At 70.9% G+C, this 19,796-nt stretch carries 16 protein-coding genes and 2 pseudogenes; 11 read left to right on the forward strand and 7 right to left on the reverse strand.

Annotated features, from left to right (window positions below; genetic code table 11):
• The first annotated feature begins 16 nt into the window (after window positions 1–16).
• A complete protein-coding gene (locus tag C6Y14_RS10870; RefSeq protein WP_107016325.1) occupies window positions 17–1,057 on the forward strand; it encodes an adenosine deaminase in 1,041 nt (346 codons plus the stop codon).
• A gap of 17 nt (window positions 1,058–1,074) precedes the next feature.
• Here C6Y14_RS10870 and C6Y14_RS10875 read toward each other — a convergent pair whose 3' ends face one another.
• Window positions 1,075–2,409 carry an MFS transporter gene (locus tag C6Y14_RS10875; RefSeq protein WP_107016326.1) on the reverse strand — a complete coding sequence of 445 codons (1,335 nt, stop codon included), beginning with the start codon at window positions 2,407–2,409 and terminating at the stop codon, window positions 1,075–1,077.
• A 356-nt stretch (window positions 2,410–2,765) separates the two neighbouring features.
• Here C6Y14_RS10875 and C6Y14_RS10880 point away from each other — a divergent pair, with 356 nt between their 5' ends.
• From C6Y14_RS10880 to C6Y14_RS10920, 9 genes and pseudogenes are all read left to right on the forward strand, one after another.
• A complete protein-coding gene (locus tag C6Y14_RS10880) occupies window positions 2,766–3,875 on the forward strand; it encodes a carbohydrate kinase family protein (protein WP_107016327.1) in 1,110 nt (369 codons plus the stop codon).
• 219 nt (window positions 3,876–4,094) lie between these two features.
• Complete coding sequence (locus C6Y14_RS10885; RefSeq protein ID WP_107016328.1) at window positions 4,095–6,233, forward strand: PhoH family protein; 2,139 nt, start codon at window positions 4,095–4,097, stop codon at window positions 6,231–6,233.
• A gap of 12 nt (window positions 6,234–6,245) precedes the next feature.
• Window positions 6,246–6,743 carry an rRNA maturation RNase YbeY gene (ybeY, locus tag C6Y14_RS10890; protein ID WP_107016329.1) on the forward strand — a complete coding sequence of 166 codons (498 nt, stop codon included), beginning with the start codon at window positions 6,246–6,248 and terminating at the stop codon, window positions 6,741–6,743.
• Window positions 6,740–8,071: a hemolysin family protein gene (locus C6Y14_RS10895; RefSeq protein ID WP_107016330.1), complete on the forward strand. Its 1,332-nt coding sequence runs from the start codon at window positions 6,740–6,742 to the stop codon at window positions 8,069–8,071. Before ybeY ends, C6Y14_RS10895 begins: the two co-directional genes overlap by 4 nt.
• On the forward strand, window positions 8,068–8,427 hold the full coding sequence (locus C6Y14_RS10900) for an MmcQ/YjbR family DNA-binding protein (RefSeq protein ID WP_107016331.1): 360 nt from the start codon (window positions 8,068–8,070) through the stop codon (window positions 8,425–8,427). Before C6Y14_RS10895 ends, C6Y14_RS10900 begins: the two co-directional genes overlap by 4 nt.
• A 53-nt stretch (window positions 8,428–8,480) precedes the next feature.
• Window positions 8,481–8,843 carry a cytidine deaminase gene (locus C6Y14_RS10905; RefSeq protein ID WP_107016332.1) on the forward strand — a complete coding sequence of 121 codons (363 nt, stop codon included), beginning with the start codon at window positions 8,481–8,483 and terminating at the stop codon, window positions 8,841–8,843.
• A 500-nt stretch (window positions 8,844–9,343) separates the two neighbouring features.
• Window positions 9,344–9,817: a hypothetical protein gene (locus tag C6Y14_RS10910; protein WP_107016333.1), complete on the forward strand. Its 474-nt coding sequence runs from the start codon at window positions 9,344–9,346 to the stop codon at window positions 9,815–9,817.
• A 308-nt stretch (window positions 9,818–10,125) separates the two neighbouring features.
• On the forward strand, window positions 10,126–11,451 hold the full coding sequence (locus tag C6Y14_RS10915) for a WxL domain-containing protein (protein WP_107016334.1): 1,326 nt from the start codon (window positions 10,126–10,128) through the stop codon (window positions 11,449–11,451).
• Between the two features lie 95 nt (window positions 11,452–11,546).
• Window positions 11,547–12,647: pseudogene (locus C6Y14_RS10920) on the forward strand (WxL protein peptidoglycan domain-containing protein); the annotation flags it as partial.
• Here C6Y14_RS10920 and C6Y14_RS10925 read toward each other — a convergent pair.
• Both C6Y14_RS10925 and C6Y14_RS10930 read right to left on the reverse strand, forming a co-directional pair.
• On the reverse strand, window positions 12,544–12,882 hold the full coding sequence (locus tag C6Y14_RS10925) for a P-II family nitrogen regulator (protein ID WP_107016335.1): 339 nt from the start codon (window positions 12,880–12,882) through the stop codon (window positions 12,544–12,546). The pseudogene C6Y14_RS10920 and the gene C6Y14_RS10925 overlap by 104 nt on opposite strands.
• Window positions 12,879–14,222 (reverse strand): annotated as a pseudogene (locus tag C6Y14_RS10930) (ammonium transporter). The gene C6Y14_RS10925 and the pseudogene C6Y14_RS10930 overlap by 4 nt, the downstream one beginning before the upstream one ends.
• 220 nt (window positions 14,223–14,442) lie before the next feature.
• On the opposite strand from C6Y14_RS10930, the gene era reads away from it, so the two are divergent.
• The gene (era, locus tag C6Y14_RS10935; RefSeq protein WP_107016336.1) at window positions 14,443–15,402 is read left to right on the forward strand and encodes a GTPase Era; all 960 of its coding nucleotides are present in this window, start codon (window positions 14,443–14,445) and stop codon (window positions 15,400–15,402) included.
• A 204-nt stretch (window positions 15,403–15,606) separates the two neighbouring features.
• Here era and C6Y14_RS10940 read toward each other — a convergent pair whose 3' ends face one another.
• The 4 genes from C6Y14_RS10940 to C6Y14_RS10955 form a co-directional block, all read right to left on the reverse strand.
• On the reverse strand, window positions 15,607–16,875 hold the full coding sequence (locus C6Y14_RS10940; protein WP_107016337.1) for an MFS transporter: 1,269 nt from the start codon (window positions 16,873–16,875) through the stop codon (window positions 15,607–15,609).
• Entirely contained in the window at window positions 16,872–18,239 is a 1,368-nt protein-coding gene (locus C6Y14_RS10945) for a GH1 family beta-glucosidase (protein WP_107016338.1), read from the reverse strand. Before C6Y14_RS10945 ends, C6Y14_RS10940 begins: the two co-directional genes overlap by 4 nt.
• Window positions 18,240–18,338: 99 nt before the next feature.
• Window positions 18,339–18,605, reverse strand: coding sequence for a protealysin inhibitor emfourin (locus tag C6Y14_RS10950; RefSeq protein WP_107016339.1), 267 nt, complete (start codon window positions 18,603–18,605; stop codon window positions 18,339–18,341).
• A 44-nt stretch (window positions 18,606–18,649) separates the two neighbouring features.
• Complete coding sequence (locus C6Y14_RS10955; RefSeq protein ID WP_107016461.1) at window positions 18,650–19,720, reverse strand: M4 family metallopeptidase; 1,071 nt, start codon at window positions 19,718–19,720, stop codon at window positions 18,650–18,652.
• Window positions 19,721–19,796: the final 76 nt, after the last annotated feature.

A 19,796-nucleotide genomic window follows, 5' to 3' on the forward strand; every position in this document is an offset into this window, starting at 1 on the left:
CCCGTACCATGCTTCGATGCCCCTCCCCAAAGCTGAACTGCACCTGCACATCGAAGGCACGCTGGAGCCCGAGCTTGCTTTCGCCCTGGCGGCCCGCAACGGGATCACGCTGCCGTACGCGGACACGGACGAGCTGCGCAAGGCGTACGAGTTCGCCGATCTGCAGTCGTTCCTGAACCTGTACTACGGGCTCATGGCCGTGCTGCGGACCGAGGACGACTTCGCGGACCTCGCCGACGCGTACCTCGCGCGTGCCGCCGCGCAGGGCGTGCGGCACGCGGAGATCTTCTTCGATCCGCAGGCGCACCTCGCGCGGGGCGTCGGCATCGGGACGGTCGTGGAGGGGCTCGGGCGGGCGCTCGACCGATGGGGGTCCCCCCGGTCGAGCGAAGCCGAGAGTGGGGGAGAGGCCGCGCACGGCATCTCCACCCAGCTGATCATGTGCTTCCTGCGGGACGAGTCCGCCGGGTCCGCGCTGGAGACCCTGGAGGCCGCGAAGCCGTATCTGGCGCCGCACGGCCCGATCGTCGGCGTCGGACTCGACTCCGCCGAGGTCGGGCACCCGCCGGCGAAGTTCCGCGAGGTGTACGAGGCCGCCGCCGCGCTCGGCCTGCGACGGGTCGCGCACGCGGGCGAGGAGGGGCCGCCCGCGTACATCACCGAGGCTCTGGACGTGCTCGGCGTCGAGCGGATCGACCACGGACTGCGCTGCATGGAGGACCCGGAACTGGTGGCCCGGCTGGTGCGGGACCAGGTGCCGCTGACGCTGTGCCCCCTGTCCAACGTACGGCTGAGGGCCGTCGACGTGCTGGCGGACCATCCGCTGCCCGCGATGCTCGACGCGGGACTGCTGTGCACGGTCAACTCCGACGATCCCGCGTACTTCGGCGGCTACGCCGGGGACAACTTCGACGCCGTGCGGGAGGCCCTCGGGCTCGCCCCCGAGCGGCTGCGTGAGCTGGCCCGGAACTCGTTCACCGCGTCGTTCCTCGAACACGACGAGGAACGACGGGCCCGGTACCTCGCCGAGGTGGAGGCGTACGAGTTCGGGGCCTGACCGTGGTGGGTGGTGGTTCAGGGTGCGGGTGCCGACGGTGACGTGCCCGAGTTCTGGGGGCCCGCCGTGTCGAACTCCTGCCGCGCGGGCTGCGGGTGGTCCACGGTGATCTCCACCACCGGCTGCTCCACGGGCTGATGCGCCTGTTGCTGCACGGGCTGCTCCACGGGGCCGCCGCGCAGGACCGGTTCCGGGCCCCGGAGCACCGGGCCGCCCGTGGTGCGTACGGCCACCGCGGCGAGCGGGACGGCCAGCAGGAGCAGGGCCGTCGCGAGGACCCAGCCCATCGCGGGATAGCCCGCCGCGGCCGACAGCAGGCTGCCCGCCAGGGGGCCGCACGCCGTGCCGAGCGAGGACGCCGAGCCCGCCAGAACGGCCCAGCGGCCGTGCGGGTCGAGCGACGCGGCCAGGCTGATCAGGTAGGAGAGGACCACCGGGTAGAGGGCGTTCCAGGCGATCTCGCCCACGGCGAAGCTCGTCAGACCGTCCGCGCCCGCGCTGACCACGATGCAGACCGCGATCAGGACGGTGCCCACGCCGACGGGCAGCGCCCGGCCGATGCGGGGTCCGAGCGCACCCGCGCACAGCACACCGAGCAGACCCGCGCCGAGCGCCGCCGCGAAGACCACGCCGACCGTCGCCTCGCCCAGGCCCGCCTGCCGGGTCCCGATGTGGCTGCTGACGCCCCAGAGGGAGTTCTGGGCCAGGGACCAGCAGAGCATGGCCGCGGCGAGCACCAGGCCGGGCCGGCGGTACGGCAGCGGGGGCGGAGGCGTCGCGGCGGGGCGGTGGGCGGTCGCCCGGACCTCACCTGAGCCGGTCGGCAGATGAGCCGTCGCGGGCCATACGAGGGCCGCGGTGAGCGCGACCGCCGCGAGGGGCAGGCCGTGGCCTGGGCCCAGGTGGGGGACCGTCAGGTAGACGGCCGCCGCGAGTGCGGAGACGCTCAGCAGGCCGAGGGTCGTGGTGCGGTGGGGGTCCCGCCGGGCGGCCGTACCGGCGGCGGCGACCGTGGTGGCCGTACCGGAGCCGAGACCGCCGACCAGCGCGCCGGCGATGACGGTGGGCACGCTGGTCGACAGCGCGGCCGTGCCGTAGCCGAGCACGGCGAGCAGCAGACCCGCGCGGGCCAGGCGCCGCGCGCCCAGCCGGTGGATACGGGAGGCGAGGGCGAAGCCCGCCGCGGCCGAGCTGAGCAGCAGCAGACTGCCGACGGCACCGGCCTGGGTGGCGGAGAGGGGAAGGGCCGCGTCGAGTCTGCCGACGGTGGTGGGCAGCAGGTACGGGGCCAGATAGCCCGCCGTGAAAAGGGCGACGAGGGGCCAGGACGGAGCGGTGGTGCGGGCGGACACGGGCGTTCCCTGGGCATGCGGACGGAAAGGGGGGCCAAGCGAAGGGGAGTTGGTGCGGCCGTCGACGGACAGGAACGCGCGGGCAATTTGTATCAAGCGGAAGGGCGGATTCGATAAGCCGGAGGATGTGATCTGGAGCACTTGTTGTTTGGGAGATGGCGACCCGGGTAACAGAACGCGATTTCGACCCGTCCTGAGCCTGAACCGAAGCCTGGACCTGAGCCTGGACCTGAGCCTGAACCGGAGCGGGAACCGGCTTGTGGCCGACGGGACGTGAGGGCCCGGCGTGACCCTCCCCGCCCTGAAGAGCGTTTGGTGCACACTGGCCTGAATCCGCACCACGCAGGGAGCGCACCGTGACCGCGTCCAACGGGAAGGGACCGTACCGACAGGCCCAGTTCGACCCACTCGCCGAACTGCGCCGCGCAGACGAACCGCCCTGGGACGTCTACCTCACCGGCACCGTCTTCCTCGACATCATCTTCACCGGACTCGACTCCGCCCCCGTCCGCGGGACCGAGTCCTGGGCCCGCGGCATGGGCTCCAGCCCCGGCGGCGTCGCGAACATGGCGACCGCGCTGGCCAGGCTCGGCCTGAAGACCGCGCTCGCGGCGGCCTTCGGGGACGACCACTACGGCGAGTACTGCTGGGACGCCCTGGAGCAGGGCGAACGCATCGACCTCTCCGCGTCCCGCACCGCGCCCGGCTGGCACTCCCCGGTGACCGTCTCGATGGCGTACGAGGGCGAGCGGACCATGGTCAGCCACGGCCACGAGCCGCCCCCGGAGGAGCCCGCGCCCGACTGCTCGCCCCGCGCGCGAGCGGCCGTCGCCTCGCTGACGCCGGGCACGAGCGCGCACTGGATCGCCGGGGCGGCCGAGCGGGGCACCCGGATCTTCGCCGACGTCGGCTGGGACGACACCGGCCGCTGGGACCTCGCCGGGCTGCCCGACCTGCGGCACTGCGAGGCGTTCCTGCCGAACGCCGAGGAGGCCATGCGGTACACGGGCGCCTCCTGTCCCCGCGCCGCCGCGCACGCGCTCACCGAGCACGTGCCGCTCGCCGTCGTCACGCTGGGTGCCGAGGGCGCGTACGCCGTGGACCGCAGGACCGGTGAGACCGCGGAGGTTCCGGCCATCGAGGTCGAGGCGATGGACCCGACCGGCGCGGGGGACGTCTTCGTCGCCGGGTTCGTGACGGGCACGCTGGCCGGCTGGCCGCTCGCCGACCGCCTCGCCTTCGCGGGCCTCACCGCGGCGCTCTCGGTCCAGGAGTTCGGCGGCTCGCTGTCCGCGCCCGGCTGGTCGGAGATCGCCGCCTGGTGGCGCCGCGTGCAGTCCTACGACCATCAGGACCCCGCGGCGCTCGGCCGGTACGCCTTCCTGGAACCGCTGCTCCCGGAGAGCGCCCGGGCCTGGCCCCTGAGACGGGCGGTACCGACGATCGGCTTCCGCAGATCCGCGTGAGACCGGATGCGGGCGGCCGGACGGGAGACGGGGGACAGGAGACGCGAGACGCGAGACGGGGGACGGGGGTCGGCACCCGGGCCCGCCCCTGATGCCACAGGTGCGGCGGAAAAGTCCTACGGTGTTGTCGGTGCCCCGACGTACTCTTGGAGACACAAGGCTGCCGTACCGGCAAGCGTGCCTCACCGAGGAGGATGAGCAGGCCTTCAGAGCCGGCCCATGACGCAGACACCCACAGCTCACACCCCCGCGCAGGGGCAGTCACGAGCCCAGTTCACCGTCCCCGCGGCGCACCCCATGGTGACCGTGCTGGGATCCGGGGACGTCCTCCTGCGCGTGATCGAGAAGGCCTTCCCGGCGGCCGACATCCACGTCCGGGGCAATGAGATCAGCGCCATCGGCGACGCCCGTGAAGTGGCCCTCGTCCAGCGACTGTTCGACGAGATGATGCTGGTGCTCCGCACCGGACAGCCGATGACGGAGGACGCGGTGGAACGCTCGATCGCCATGCTGCGGGCGACGGAGAACGGGGAGGGCGACGGCCCGGAGACCCCCGCCGAGGTCCTCACCCAGAACATCCTGTCCTCGCGCGGACGCACCATTCGCCCCAAGACGCTCAACCAGAAGCGGTACGTCGACGCCATAGACAAGCACACCATCGTCTTCGGCATCGGCCCCGCCGGTACCGGCAAGACCTACCTCGCCATGGCGAAGGCCGTTCAGGCCCTCCAGGCCAAGCAGGTCAGCCGCATCATCCTGACCCGCCCGGCGGTCGAGGCGGGCGAGCGGCTCGGCTTCCTGCCCGGCACGCTCTACGACAAGATCGACCCCTACCTGCGCCCGCTGTACGACGCCCTGCACGACATGCTCGACCCGGATTCGATCCCGCGCCTGATGGCGGCGGGCACGATCGAGGTCGCACCGCTGGCGTACATGCGTGGCCGCGCCCAGCCGGTCTTCACCAATGTCCTGACGCCCGACGGCTGGCGCCCCATCGGTGACCTTGAGGTCGGTGACCTGGTCATCGGCTCGAACGGCGAGCCGACTCCGGTGCTCGGTGTCTACCCGCAGGGCGAGAAGGACATCTACCGCGTCACCGCCCAGGACGGCTCCTGGACCCTGTGCTGTGGCGAGCACCTATGGACCGTTCGGACCGCATCGGACAGGCGACGCGACAAGCCGTGGCGGGTGCTGGAGACGAAGGAGATGATCGGCAACCTTCGCGCCGCGCACGCCCGTCGATACGAGTTGCCCATGCTCACCGCGCCAGTTTCGTTCCCCGAGCGCGAGATCCCCATGGATCCGTACGCCTTGGGGCTTCTCCTGGGCGACGGCTGCCTGACGGGCTCCACCACTCCTTCCTTCGCCACGGAGGACCCTGAGCTGGCGGAAGCGCTGGAAGCCGCTCTTCCGGGTGTGGTGCTGCGCCACCGTGGTGGACCCGACTACGTCCTCAACCGGGTCAAGAGCCCCGGTGACGTGATCACGCTTGAGAATCCGGTCACTCGGATCCTGCGTGATCTGGATCTGCTGAGGAGTCGTTCGCACTCCAAGTTCGTCCCTGACGATTACCTGCACAACTCTGCCGACGTACGGCTGGCGGTCCTGCAGGGTCTGCTCGATTCCGACGGCGGTCCGGTCACTCAGGCGGACCGTACGTGCCGGATCCAGTACTCGACGACGTCGATCCTGCTCCGTGACGACGTCATCGCTCTGGTGCAGTCGTTGGGCGGTGTCGCGTACACCCGCCGTCGCGCCGCTGAGGGGCGGGCACCTGGCAGGGCCAGGGGTCGTGATGTCGTCCACAGTCGTGACTCCCACATCGTCGACATCCGCCTCCCCGAAGGCATCGCACCCTTCCGCCTCGCCCGCAAGCGCGACAAGTACCTGGCGGCCGGAGGCGGCGGACGGCCGATGCGCTTCATCGACAGCATCGAACCCGCGGGCCGGGAGGAAGCGGTCTGCATCCAGGTCGCGGCGGAGGACTCGTTGTACGTGACGCAGGACTACCTGCTCACGCACAACACACTCAACGACGCCTTCATCATCCTGGACGAGGCGCAGAACACCAGCGCCGAGCAGATGAAGATGTTCCTCACCCGGCTCGGTTTCGATTCGAAGATCGTGGTCACCGGTGATGTGACGCAGGTCGACCTGCCGAGCGGCACCAAGTCCGGTCTGCGCCAGGTCCAGGACATCCTGGAGGGCCTCGACGACGTCCACTTCTCGCGGCTCACCACCCAGGACGTCGTCCGGCACAAGCTGGTCGGCCGTATCGTCGACGCGTACGAGAAGTACGACAGCCAGAACGGCACGGAGAACGGCACCCACAAGGGCGCCCGTACCAAACGGAAGTAGATCAGCGCGACCATGTCGATCGACGTCAACAACGAGTCCGGGACCGAGGTCGACGAGCAGGCGATCCTCGACATCGCCCGCTACGCCCTCGCGCGGATGCGCATCCACCCGCTCTCCGAGCTCTCGGTGATCGTCGTGGACACCGACGCCATGGAGCAGCTGCACATCCAGTGGATGGACCTGCCGGGCGCCACGGATGTCATGTCGTTCCCGATGGACGAGCTGCGGCCGCCCGCCAAGGACGACGAGGAGCCGCCGCAGGGGCTGCTCGGTGACATCGTGCTGTGCCCGGAGGTCGCCGAGCAGCAGGGCAAGGACGCCGAGACGCAGCACTCCATGGACGAGGAACTCCAGCTCCTCACCGTCCACGGAGTGCTGCACCTGCTCGGGTACGACCACGAGGAGCCCGACGAGAAGGCCGAGATGTTCGGACTGCAGGCCGCCATCGTGGACGGCTGGCGTGCGGAGAAGGGCCTCGAAGGCCCCTCCCCGGCCCCGACCGTCTCATGAGCCCGCAACTGGTCCTGGGCGCCATCGCCCTCGTCGTGATCGCCTGGCTCGCCGCCTGCGCGGAGGCCGGCCTCGCCCGCGTCTCCAGCTTCCGCGCCGAGGAGGCGGTACGGTCCGGCCGCCGCGGCAGCGCCAAGCTCGCCCAGGTCGCCGCCGACCCGACCCGCTATCTGAACGTGGCGCTGCTGGTGCGCGTGGCCTGCGAGATGGCCGCCGCCGCCCTCGTCACCTACGCCTGCCTGAAGGAGTTCAACGAGACCTGGGAGTCGCTGGCCGTCGCCATCGGCGTGATGGTCCTCGTCTCGTACGTCGCCGTCGGAGTCTCGCCGCGCACCATCGGCCGCCAGCACCCGCTCAGCACGGCGACGGCGTCCGCGTACGTGCTGCTGCCGCTGGCCAGGATCATGGGGCCGATCCCGCCCCTGCTCATCCTCATCGGCAACGCGCTCACGCCCGGCAAGGGCTTCCGCCGCGGACCCTTCGCCTCCGAGGCCGAGCTGCGCGCGATGGTCGACCTCGCGGAGAAGGAGTCACTCATCGAGGACGAGGAGCGCCGCATGGTGCACTCCGTCTTCGAGCTGGGCGACACCCTGGTCCGGGAGGTCATGGTCCCGCGCACCGACCTGGTGGTCATCGAGCGGTACAAGACCATCCGGCAGGCGCTGACCCTCGCCCTGCGCTCCGGTTTCTCGCGCGTGCCCGTCACCGGGGAGAGCGAGGACGACATCGTCGGGATCGTGTACCTGAAGGACCTGGCCCGCAAGACGCACATCAGCCGGGACGCGGAGAGCGAGCTGGTGTCCACGGCGATGCGGCCCGCCGCGTTCGTCCCGGACACGAAGAACGCCGGTGACCTGCTGCGCGAGATGCAGCAGGACCGCAACCACGTCGCCGTCGTCATCGACGAGTACGGCGGCACTGCCGGCATCGTCACCATCGAGGACATCCTTGAGGAGATCGTCGGCGAGATCACCGACGAGTACGACCGTGAGCTGCCGCCGGTGCAGGACCTCGGCGACGACCGCTACCGGGTGACCGCGCGGCTCGACATCGGTGACCTCGGCGAGCTGTACGGCTTCGAGGCGTACGACGACGAGGACGTGGAGACGGTCGGCGGGCTCCTCGCCAAGGCGCTCGGCCGCGTGCCCATCGCCGGCGCGTCCTCGGTCGTCGAACTGCCCGACGGCCGCGAGCTGCTGCTGACGGCCGAGGCGTCGGCGGGACGCCGGAACAAGATCGTGACGGTGCTGGTCGAGCCGGTCGTCGCGGCCGCCGCCGGTGCCGGTGCCGGTGCCGGTGGCGACGCCCCGGGGGAGAAGCCGGAGTGACCCCGAAGGAGCTGCGCGCGCTCTGTCTCTCCTTCAACGCCGCCGTGGAGGAGTTCCCCTTCAACCCGGAGACCTCCGTCTTCAAGGTGCTGGGGAAGATGTTCGCGCTCAGCTCCCTGCAGGGCAGTCCGCTCACCGTCAACCTGAAGTGCGATCCCGAGGACGCGGTGCGGCTGCGCGGGGAGCACGAAGGGCTGATCATTCCGGGCTGGCACATGAACAAGCGCCACTGGAACACGGTGACCGTGGACGGTTCGCTGTCCGACCGGCTGGTCCGGGAGCTGGTCGAGGACTCGTACGACCTGGTGGTGGCGGGGTTGCCGCGGGCGGAGCGGTTGCGGTTGGACCGGCCCTGAGCTGCCGTGCGACGCCGTGCGACGTCGTGCAGTGTCGTACGTATGCTCTGGGCATGACCGACAGCACCGTGCTCGAACCAGAGGACCGCAAGATCGTCACCCTGGCCCGTGCGGCCCGGGCCCGCAACGGGGTGCCCGAGGGGGCGGCCGTGCGCGACGACAACGGCCGTACGTATGTGGCGGGCACCGTCGCACTCCCCTCGCTGCGGCTGAGCGCGCTGCGGACGGCTGTGGCGATGGCTGTCGCCTCGGGGGCGACGTCGTTGGAGGCGGCGGCGGTGGTGGTGGGCGAGGGGGAGTCCCCGTCCTTGGCGGACGACGACCTCGCGGCGGTACGGGACCTCGGTGGTGCGGCCACGCCTGTGTTCGTCGCGGGGCCGGACGGGACGGTACGCACCGTGGCGACCGCGGGCTGAGGGTTTTCGTCCGCGGGCCCGGTGGGGGCTGGTCGCGCAGTTCCCCGCGCCCCTCGGAGCGGGGCTGCGCCCCAGCTCTCGGCCGCGGGGGGCTGGGACGCGAGCCCCCCTAGGGGCGCGGGGAACGGCGCAATCTTTGAGGCGCGCGTGCGGCGGCGGGTGGGCTGGTCGTTTCAGGGGCGCGGGGAACTGCGCAGTCTTTGAGGCGCGCGTGCGATGGCGGGTGGGAGGCGACTCAGGGGCGCGGGGAACGGCGCAGTCTTTTGGGTTTTGGGGGCGCGGGGAACTGCGCGACCAGGGGTGTGGGGGCGGAGCCCCCAAGGGGAGCCCTCAGGGGCGGAAGAATCACTACCGTTTCTCTTGCAATCGTGAGGCGCTCGCGTCTCAATAGACGCCAGCTCTTCCGACGGGCCGTCAGATTCGCGGCGCCACCCAGCCGCCGGCGAAGCGCCCGTCGGCCGTCCCCACACGGCAATTCCCGCACTAGGGAAGGAAATCCAATGATCTGTAAGCGTCTCGGAATCGGCGCCGCGTTAGCCGCCGGCACCCTCGCCGCGAGCCTCGCGCTCGCCCCTGGCGCCGCGGCCGTAGTCCCCCAGACCGCCACGATCGTCGCCGAATGCGGTCTCTACGGCGGTGGCGAGGCCACTCTCACGGCCACCCAGGACGGCTCCGCCGCCACCATCACCCTCAGCTCCTCCGAGATCACCACCCCGCTCGCGCTTGCCGAGGACTCGGTCACCTCCACCCTCACCCTCGCGAAGGCGGGCGGTGGTACGACCGTCTTCACGGGTACCGAGAACCCTGCGATCGCCGCCGGTGCGGGCGTCACGGTCGGCCCGCTGCCCGGTACCGTCGCGGCCGGCGACAGCCTGGAGGCTTTCGGCGGCTCCCTGCAGATGACGGTTTTCGGGATCACCATCACCTGCACGGCGGACGGGCCGCAGTCGCCCGGTCCGTTCGTGTTCGAGTGATCACCGGAACGTAGGCGCGTCAGGCGCACAGGCACAGTCCCCCCACGGGCAGTGGCCCGGTACGGACCGGTGCCGCCCGGCGCGCGGCGCGCCGGGCGACACCGGTCCGTCCGCCGATCCGACGCGCCGACACTCCCACGTATCGGCGTATCGGCGAATCGGCATCAACTCGCGGATGAGCACGGCTAGTTGACATAAGCTGATGGGCCATCAGTTGGTGCTTCAGGGTTCCATTGACTTCTCACACAACCCGCACATCAATGACCTCCTGTCGGCGCACAGCGCCCACATCCACAGGAGGGGCACCCATGGGTTCAGGAACCCGAAGACGCCGCCGCTGGGCGGCACTGCTGGGAACGGCCGCGCTCGCGGTCACCGCGGGGGGCGCGTTCGCCTGCCCCGCGAACGCCGATCCGCAGCAGGTCGACTTCGCCACGCACTGCGTCCCGCCGCCCATCGCGGGCATCCCGCCGATCGACGGCACCACCACCGCCAAGATCACCGTGGACGACGCGGCACCCAAGGTGGGCGACACGGTCACCGTCACGTACACGGTGGTCAAGCCCGCCGCGAGCAACCCCGTCGACATCGCGCTGCCCGCCGACATCATGACGCCCACCGGCAAGGTGACCCTGGGCGGCGCGCAGAGTGGTGACCTCACGGTCGCGGGCCCGAAGAAGAACGACCCGGTCCCGGGCAAGGGTGCCTTCCCGTCGTTCTCGATGACCGGCACCTTCACGGTCACCGCGCCCGGCTCGATCACGCTGTCGCCCGGCGACTACAACATCCACACCAGTTATCTCCTGGAGCTGGACACCCCGTGCACGGTCAGCACCCCGCCCGCCCCCGTCTCCGAGACGATCACCGCGACCGGCGGCGGCCAGACCAACAACCGTGCCATCAGCCTCGGTACGGCCTCCGGGAAGCCCGGTGACAGCGTGACCGTGACGGGGTCGAACTTCGCGCCGGGCGCGGCGGTCACCCTCGCCGGACGGGCCGGCGCCGCCGAGACCGCCGACAAGGCGACCGTCACCGCGAACGCGCAGGGTTCCTTCAGCGGCAGCCTGGCCGTCAGCGACAAGGCGACCACGGGAGTGGTGGCGTACGAGGGAAGCGCCTGGAGCGACGACAAGGGTGCGGGCCCTGCCGCCTATGTCGTCATCGACGACACGCCTCTGCCCGCAGGCAGCCAGAAGGTCAACTCCTCCGTCAAGGCGGGGACGTTGTCCATGACCCAGGCCGGCGACACCGTCGAACTGGCGGCCGTCGACTACGGCAAGGGCGGTTTCTCCCGAGGCTCGCTGCAGACGGTGACCGTCAAGGACTTCCGTGGCGGACCCGCGGGCTGGTCCCTGACCGGCAAGGTCACCGACTTCTCCGGCCCCGCGGGGGCGAAGATCGACGCCGCGAAGCTGGGCTGGACCCCGGTCTGCCTCACCAAGACCGGCAGCCCGAGTACCTGCCAGGCCGGTTCGCCCGGTGCGGTCGGCAGTGCGGGAGCGACGCTCGCGTCCACCCCCAACGGCACGCTCACCGGTGGTGAGTTCACCGTCGACGCCCGGCTCTCGCTGAACGTTCCGGCGTTCACCCCGCCCGGCGCGTACTCCGGCGTGCTGACGCTCACGCTCACCTAGAGCCGACGGTACGTCAGAAGTCGGCCGATCGACGGAGGTTGGGCGCGCACCCGCCCGGCCTCCTCCGTCCCGCCCGCCCCTGGGGGTCCGCACCCATGCGCAAGCCGTTCCGCTCGATCCCGATCCTCCCTCTGTTCTCCCGGTTCCCCCTCTTCCTCCTGTTCCTCCTGCTCCTTCTCGCCGTTGCGGTGACCGGCGGGACGCCCGCACGCGCCGCCGACAACGGCAGCTGGTCCGTCTTCCCCGTCGCGTCGGAACTCGCCTCGCGGCCGTACTTCCATCTCTCCGCCGACCCGGGCACGACCATCGAGGACGAGGTCGCCGTCACCAACAGGACCGGGGAGCCGCTGACGTTCCGGCTCTACGCGGCCGACGCGTACAACACCGCGCGGGACGGCGGATTCGCGGTACGGACCGTCAAGGAGAGGCAGCGGGGCGTGGGTGCCTGGGCGAAGCCCGCCGAGGACCGGGTGACCGTGCCCGCGCACGGCAAGGTCACCGTGCCGTTCACGCTGAGGGTGCCCGAGTCGGCCGAACCCGGTGATCACCCGGGTGCCCTGGTCGCCCTGGACGAGCGGATCGACGCGGGGGAGGGCGCGGTCGAGGTCGGGGTCCAGCGGGCCGTCGGCGCCCGCATCTATCTGCGGGTGGGCGGGCCGACCGTCGCGGCCGTCGCCGTGGAGAAGGTCCGCATCAGCCACCACCAGCCCTTGTTCCCGGGCGCGGGCGACAGCACGGCCACCGTCTCGTACACCCTCCACAACACCGGCAACGTCACCCTTGACCCCAAGGTGCGGCTGACGGCCGAAGGGCTTTTCGGCCGTACGCTGCTCTCCCGTGACCTGGCCGGGATCCCCTCCGAGCTGCTGCCGGGCGAGCGGGTGCGGCTGAGCGCGAAGTGGCGTGGTGCGCCCCAACTGGACTGGGGCGATGTGACGTTGACCGCCAGCGCGCGCGACACCCGCGAGTCGGCGAGCACGTCGTTCTTCGCCCTGCCGTGGCTGCTCGCGGTGGTGCTGGGAGCGGGCATCGCGGCAGCGGTGGTGGTGATCAGGGTCAGGGGGAGGGACAAGAAGGGGAGCGGCAGCGGGGTCAGAGAGCGTCCGGGCCGCGTTCGCCCGTCCGTACCCGGACCACCGTCTCCACCGGAACCGCCCACACCTTTCCGTCGCCGATCTTCCCCGTCTGCGCGGCCCTCACGATCGCCTCGATGACGGGCTCGGCGTCCGCGTCCCCGACGACGACCTCGATACGGACCTTCGGTACGAGATCGACGCGGTACTCGGCGCCGCGGTACACCTCGGTGTGGCCGCGCTGACGCCCGTACCCGCTGGCCTCCGTGACGGTCAGCCCGTGCACGCCGATCTCCTGCAGAGCTGTCTTCACCTCGTCGAGGCGGTGCGGCTTGATGATCGCGGTGATGAGCTTCATGCCTGGGGCCTGGCCTTCTGCGCGGTGGGGAGGACGGAGGAGGAGACCGGGGCACCACTGCCCAGGACCCCGTGATCGTAAGCGGTCTCGGCGTGCACCGTAAGGTCGAGCCCGGTCTGCTCGTGCTCCTCGTCGGCCCGCAGTCCGACGACCCGGTCGATCAGTTTGGCGACGCCGTACGTGACGGCGAAGGCGTACGCGCCGACGGCCACGATCGCCACCAGTTGCCGGCCGAGCTGCCCGAACCCGCCGCCGTACAGCAGACCCTCGGCCCCGCCGGTCATGGTCTCCGTGGCGAACACCCCGATGAGCACGGTGCCGATGACACCGCCGACCAGGTGCACGCCGACGACGTCCAGCGAGTCGTCGTAGTCGAACCTGAACTTCCAGGCCACCGCGTACGAGCAGACGACACCGGCGGCCAGGCCGATGACCAGCGCGCCGAGCAGCGAGACCGAACCGCAGGACGGGGTGATGGCGACCAGGCCCGCGACCGCGCCGGACGCCGAGCCCAGGGTGGTGGGGTGGCCGTCGCGCCGCTGCTCCACGAAGAGCCAGCCGAGCAGCCCGGTGCAGCCCGCGGCGAGGGTGTTGAGGAAGGCGGCGGCCGCGAGACCGTTCGCGCCGAGCGCCGAACCCGCGTTGAAGCCGAACCAGCCGAACCACAGCAGACCCGCGCCGAGCATCACCATCGGCAGGTTGTGCGGGCGCATCGCGTCCTTCTTGAAACCGAGCCGCGGGCCCAGGACCAGGCACAACGCCAGTCCGGACGCCCCCGACGTGATCTCGACGGGCAGTCCGCCCGCGAAGTCCAGGGCGCCCAGATCCGCCAGGATCCAGCCGCCGGGACCCCACACCCAGTGGGCGACCGGAACGTATACGAGCAGCGCCCACAGGGGTACGAAGACCAGCCAGGCCCCGAACTTCGCCCGGTCCGCGACCGCGCCGCTGACCAGCGCCGCCGTGATGATCGCGAAGGTCAGCTGGAAGGTGGCGAAGAGGAGGGTCGGGACCGTGCCCTGCACACTGTCCGGGCCGAGACCGGCCATGCCCGCGTGTTCCAGGCCGCCGATGAGCGCGCCGACCCCGGAGTCGGCGTGGTCGTCGCCGAAGACGAGCGAGTAGCCGACGGCCAGCTACACGACCGTGACCAGCGCGATCGACACGAAGCTCATCATCAGCATGTTCAGGACGCTCTTCGTGCGGACCATGCCGCCGTAGAAGAGGGCCAGGCCCGGCGTCATGAGCAGGACGAGCGCGGTGGCGGCGAGCAGCCAGGCGGTGTCACCGGTGTCGAGGGACGCGGCGACGGTCGTGGCGGGTCCGGCGGCCAGGGTCACGGGGGCTCCAACAGGTGGGGGCTGGTGGGGGCTGGCTGGTGGGGGCTCGTCAGAGCGTCACGGTTCCGCGTTTCCGGTCGCGTACAGGTGTGTTTCCGTCACGTTTCGTGTTGCGTGGGGGTTTCCGGAAGCTCACGGGGAGCCCGGCCGGCCGTCGATCGGCGGTGAGGGCCGGAATCCTGGTACGGCGGGGCCCCGACGATCAGGGACAATGGGCGCCATGAGCGTTCGTACCCAGTCATCCGAGCCGCCGGAATCCTCGGGGGCACCCCACCGCGCCGGCTTCGCCTGCTTCGTGGGCCGCCCCAACGCGGGCAAGTCCACCCTCACGAATGCTCTGGTCGGCCAGAAGGTCGCGATCACCGCGAACCAGCCGCAGACCACGCGGCACACGGTACGCGGCATCGTGCACCGGGCCGACGCCCAGTTGATCCTCGTGGACACCCCCGGGCTGCACAAACCGCGCACGCTCCTCGGCGAGCGGCTCAACGACGTCGTCCGCACGACATGGGCCGAGGTCGACGTGATCGGGTTCTGCCTGCCCGCGAACGAGAAGCTCGGTCCCGGCGACCGCTTCATCGCGAAGGAACTCGCGTCCATCAAGAAGACGCCGAAGATCGCGATCGTCACGAAGACCGACCTCGCCGACAGCAAGACACTCGCCGAGCAGCTCATCGCCATCGACCAGCTCGGCAAGGAGCTCGGCTTCGAGTGGGCCGAGATCGTGCCGGTGTCGGCGGTCGCAGACCAGCAGGTCGGCCTGCTCGCCGACCTGCTCGTCCCGCTGCTGCCGGAGGGCCCCGCCCTCTACCCCGAGGGCGACCTCACCGACGAGCCCGAGCAGGTCATGGTGGCCGAGCTCATCCGCGAGGCCGCGCTGGAGGGGGTGCGGGACGAGCTGCCGCACTCCATCGCCGTCGTCGTCGAGGAGATGCTGCCGCGGGAGGACCGGCCGGCCGACAAGCCGTTGCTCGACATCCACGCGTTCGTCTACATCGAGCGGCCCAGCCAGAAGGGGATCATCATCGGTCCCAAGGGGAAGCGGCTGAAGGAAGTGGGGATCAAGTCGCGCAAGCAGATCGAGGCGTTGCTGGGTACGCCCGTCTTCCTGGACCTTCATGTGAAGGTCGCGAAGGACTGGCAGCGGGACCCTCGCCAGCTCCGCAAGCTCGGTTTCTGACGGCGTTCTCTTTCCCCAGCCCCGCCCCTTCCCGAAACTGGGGGCTGCGCCCCCTCGCCCCCCTGATCGCGCTTCGCGCTCGTCCTCAAACGCCGGACGGGCTAGGGATTAGCCTCTCCGGCGTTTGAGGAGCGGGGGTTCGGGGGCAGCGCCCCCGAGTCGTTGACGGGAACGGGTAGGGGCGGCGGGGGCGAGAAAACCCCGTCACTCCACCCCCCTGATCCGGTTCACCAGGACCGCCCCCGCCAACCCCACCACCGCCGCCACGGCGTACAGCACCCGGTATCCCCCGAGATACGTCACGATCGGCGCGGCCAGCACAGGCGCAGCCACCTGCGGAACCGCGTTCGCCGCGTTCACCACGCCGAGGTCCTTGCCCCGGTCGCGCGCCTTCGGCAGCACGTCCGTCATCAGCGCGAAGTCCACCGACGCGAAGACGCCGAAGCCCAGTCCCAGCAGGACCGAGGCGACCACCGTGCCGGTCCATGTCGGCCACGCCGCGATCACCCCGGCCGCGATCGCCATGACGACGCCCGAGCAGGTCACGAACGGTTTGCGGCGGCCCACGCGGTCCGACCACATGCCCGCGACGACGACCGTGGCGAGCAGCATCGTCGCGTTCAGCGACGTCAGGATCAGGACGCCCTGCTCGGGATCGGAATGGTGCAGGCGGTCCCGCAGGAAGTACAGGAGATACATGACGCCGAGGCTGTTGCTCAGGTTGACGAGGAACCGCGTCAGCCAGGCCCAGCCGAAGTCCGGGTAGCGGCGCGGGCTCAGCCAGAAGGAGCCCAGGAAGGTCCGCCAGGACCAGGGCGGCCGGGCCGTGCGGGGCAGCCGGATGTCCCGGTGGGCCAGCACGTACGGCAGGACGCCGAGGAGGGTGAACGCCGCGCAGGCCGCGTAGCCCGCCGTGACGCCCCCGGCCAGCGTCGCCAGGCCCGTCCCGCCGACCACGCCGAGGATCTGTGCCGCGCCCAGCCAGCCGCCCACCGCGCCCCGCTGCCGCCGCGGCACCCGGTCCGGTACGGCGGCCGTCACGGCGGCCCAGGCCGCGTTCAGGGTCAGTTGCGCCAGGCACCAGCCGAGCGCCATGGTCCAGGGGCCGCCCGCCGCCCCGAGGAGCACCAGCGACAGCGCGCCGCCCGCCGTGCCCGCCACGATCCACGGGGTACGGCGGCCCCAGCGGGACGTCGTACGGTCGGACAGCGCGCCGAAGACCGGGTTCGCCAGCAGTGAGACCAGCGCGCCCGCGCCCGTCACCCAGGCCAGCATCGCCTCCTTCGACAGGCCCGTACCGGGTGCGAAGTCCTCCGCCTGGGAGGCGAGGAGGATCTGCAGCGGGCCGAACCAGCCCACCCAGATCGCCCAGTTGGCGAGCGAGAGGGTCGCCGTCCAGCCCCGGCCCACCCGCTCGACGGGCTCGGCGAGCGCCGGGCCGCCGGATAAGGGCCCGTGCGGGGATGCCGTCACGGCTGTCCCACGCGTCCCGGCCGCTGGGCCCGCAGTACGTCCCGCAGCCAGTGGTACGACGCCTTCGGGGTCCGTTCCAGCGTCTCGAAGTCGACGTGCACCAGGCCGAAGCGGCGCGCGTACCCCTCGGCCCACTCGAAGTTGTCGAGGAGCGACCACACGAAGTACCCGCGGACGTCCACACCCTGCTCGTACGCCCGGTGCAGGGCCCGCAGATGACCGTCCAGGTAGCTGATCCGCTCCTGGTCGTCGAGACCCTCGTACGAGCAGCCGTTCTCCGTGATGACGACGGGCGGGAGCCGGTCGCCGTACCGGCCGCGGAAGTCCACCAGCAGCTCGGTGAGTGCTTCGGGCACCACCGGCCAGCCGAAGTCCGTGACCGGGTAGCCCTCGATCTCCCGTACGGAGAAGGGGAGTTCGGCCGGCATGGTCAGGCCGCCGAACTCGATCTCCGAGCCCTGTGGCGCGCCCACCCTGGTCGGCGCGTAGTAGTTGATCCCGTACCAGTCGACCGGCTGGCCGATGATCTTCAGGTCGGCCGCCAGGTCCTCGGCGTCGCCGGGCATCAGCTCACCGATGCCGTCCGGGTACCGCCCGAGCAGCACCGGGTCGGCGAACAGCCGGTTGAGCAGCAGGTCGTAGAAGCCGGCCGCCTCCAGGTCGGCGGGTTCCCGCGAGGCGGGCCAGGTCGGGCCGTGCGAGTTGGCGATCCCGATGTCCGTGGCCCCGGCCGCCCGCAGGGCCTGTATGGCGAGTCCGTGCGCCAGCAACTGGTGGTGGGCGGCGGGCAGCGCGTCGAAGAGGAGCCGCTTGCCGGGCGCGTGCGCCCCCAGGGCGTGGCCCAGCAGGGTGTGTTCGGCGGGTTCGTTGAGGGTGATCCACTTGCTGACCCGGTCGCCGAGGCGGGCGGCGACCAGCGCGGCGTACTCGGCGAACCGTCCGGCGGTGTCCCGCTCAAGCCAGCCGCCCGCGTCCGCCTGCGACAGCGGCAGATCCCAGTGGAAGAGGGTCGGGACGGGGCGTACGCCCGCCGCGCACAGCTCGTCGACCAGCCGGTCGTAGAAGTCCAGACCGCCGGGGGAGTTGACCCGCGGCCAGGAGACGGAGAAGCGGTACGCGTCCACCCCGAGGCCGCGCAGGAGCGCCACGTCCTCGGGGTGGCGGTGGTAGTGGTCGCAGGCCACCGCGGCCGTCGAACCGTCCTTCACATGGCCCGGTTCGGCCGTGAAGGCGTCCCACACGGAGGGCTCCCGGAGGTCTGCCGCGCCCTCGATCTGGTGGGCCGAGGTGGAGACCCCCCAGAGGAAGCCGGCCGGGAACGGGGGTATCGGGTTCGTCGCCGCGTCAGTCATGCGCGCGATCATCCGTACCGGCGGTAAGCGAAGTCAACGGCGTTGCGTGAACTGGCCGTTACTGGCCTCGTGCCGACCTCGTACTGGCTCCGGCATGACCCCGCCGGGTGCCTACGCGCCCTCCTTCAGCACTCTTGAGATCAGTTTTCGCTGCTCGTCCGTCAGCCGCGGGTCCGCGCAGTAGACCGTCTTCCCGTCCACCGTGATCTGGTAGCTGAAGCCGTCCGGAACGCCTATGGGGGGCGTGCCCCGGCCGGCGGCGACCGCCTGCTCGGCCAGGGTGTGCCACTCCTGGGCGTCGGCGCGGTCCGAGGTGTTCACCTCGGCGTGCCGCTCGATGCCCGCGAATCCGCCGGTGCGTCGTACCTGAATACGCATGGGTCCCTGTCTAGTACGAATCGCGGGCCCGAGCCACGGTCCGTTCAGCCGGTCGGTACCCCGACCTGTTCCCATGCCTTGGTGACGGCCTGCAGTTCCTCGCCCTCGCCGAACAAGGTGCGGGCCTGGGCCAGGGTCAGGGTCGCGAAGTCCGTGAAGCTGGCCTTGGACTCCAGTTCGCCGCCGGTCAGCACGCCGTACCAGATCTTCCCGGCCTTCTCCCAGGCGTTGCCGCCGAGCGCGGTGGCGGCCAGGTAGAAGGCGTGGTTGGGGATGCCCGAATTGATGTGCACACCGCCGTTGTCGCGGCCGGTGCGGACGTAGTCGTCCATCGTGGCGGGCTGCGGGTCCTTGCCGAGCACGTCGTCGTCGTACGCCGTGCCCGGGGCCTTCATCGAGCGCAGGGCCGTGCCCGTGACGCGCGGGGCGAGCAGGCCCGCGCCGATCAGCCAGTCGGCGTCGGCCGCGCTCTGGCCGAGCGTGTACTGCTTGATGAGCGAGCCGAACACGTCGGACATCGACTCGTTGAGCGCGCCCGGCTGGCCGAAGTACGTGAGGTTCGCGGTGTACTGCGTGACGCCGTGCGTGAGTTCGTGGCCGATGACGTCGACGGGGATGGTGAAGTCGAGGAAGATCTCGCCGTCACCGTCGCCGAACACCATCTGCTCGCCGTTCCAGAAGGCGTTGTTGTACTCCTCGTCGAAGTGCACGGTCGCGTTCAGCGGCAGGCCCTCGCCGTTGATCGAGTTGCGCTCGTACGCCTTCAGGAACAGCTCGAAGGTCGCGCCGAGACCGGCGTAGGCGCGGTTGACCGTGGCGTCCTTGCCGGGCTTGTCGCCCTCGCCGCGCACCTTCTTGCCGGGCAGGTCCTGCTTGTGTTTCGCGTCGTGGATCGTGCGGTTCGGCTTGTCCGCGGCGGCGCCGCTCGGCGGGGCGAGGGCGGGTGCGCCGAGGACTGTCGTCAGCCGGCGGTGGGTGCGCTCGAAGGCGTCCCGCTCCAGGGTGCGGCGGGCCTTGCCGGCGAGCGTGCGGTCCTCTGCCTGGGAGAGGGTGTCGAGGACGTGGGGCGGAATGATGGTGCAGAAGACGGGCTCGAAGCCCCCGTGTGTCGTCATGTCCGGCACCATTGCACTGTGTGACGTTACTGTCACTAGGGGCAACCATGATTGGTGAAATGGGGGCATAAGGGGG

The organism is Streptomyces dioscori (genome assembly GCF_003024195.1).
Lineage (GTDB): Bacteria > Actinomycetota > Actinomycetes > Streptomycetales > Streptomycetaceae > Streptomyces > Streptomyces dioscori.

What these genes read in the sequence shown, in the direction of transcription:
- era (WP_107016336.1), top strand. Translation starts at nt 14,443, where the DNA reads ATGAGCGTTCGTACCCAGTCATCCGAGCCGCCGGAATCCTCGGGGGCA.
- C6Y14_RS10955 (WP_107016461.1), bottom strand. Translation starts at nt 19,720, where the DNA reads ATGACGACACACGGGGGCTTCGAGCCCGTCTTCTGCACCATCATTCCG.
- C6Y14_RS10885 (WP_107016328.1), top strand. Translation starts at nt 4,095, where the DNA reads ATGACGCAGACACCCACAGCTCACACCCCCGCGCAGGGGCAGTCACGA.
- C6Y14_RS10870 (WP_107016325.1), top strand. Translation starts at nt 17, where the DNA reads ATGCCCCTCCCCAAAGCTGAACTGCACCTGCACATCGAAGGCACGCTG.
- C6Y14_RS10910 (WP_107016333.1), top strand. Translation starts at nt 9,344, where the DNA reads ATGATCTGTAAGCGTCTCGGAATCGGCGCCGCGTTAGCCGCCGGCACC.
- C6Y14_RS10950 (WP_107016339.1), bottom strand. Translation starts at nt 18,605, where the DNA reads ATGCGTATTCAGGTACGACGCACCGGCGGATTCGCGGGCATCGAGCGG.
- C6Y14_RS10915 (WP_107016334.1), top strand. Translation starts at nt 10,126, where the DNA reads ATGGGTTCAGGAACCCGAAGACGCCGCCGCTGGGCGGCACTGCTGGGA.
- C6Y14_RS10905 (WP_107016332.1), top strand. Translation starts at nt 8,481, where the DNA reads ATGACCGACAGCACCGTGCTCGAACCAGAGGACCGCAAGATCGTCACC.
- C6Y14_RS10925 (WP_107016335.1), bottom strand. Translation starts at nt 12,882, where the DNA reads ATGAAGCTCATCACCGCGATCATCAAGCCGCACCGCCTCGACGAGGTG.
- ybeY (WP_107016329.1), top strand. Translation starts at nt 6,246, where the DNA reads ATGTCGATCGACGTCAACAACGAGTCCGGGACCGAGGTCGACGAGCAG.
- C6Y14_RS10945 (WP_107016338.1), bottom strand. Translation starts at nt 18,239, where the DNA reads ATGATCGCGCGCATGACTGACGCGGCGACGAACCCGATACCCCCGTTC.
- C6Y14_RS10895 (WP_107016330.1), top strand. Translation starts at nt 6,740, where the DNA reads ATGAGCCCGCAACTGGTCCTGGGCGCCATCGCCCTCGTCGTGATCGCC.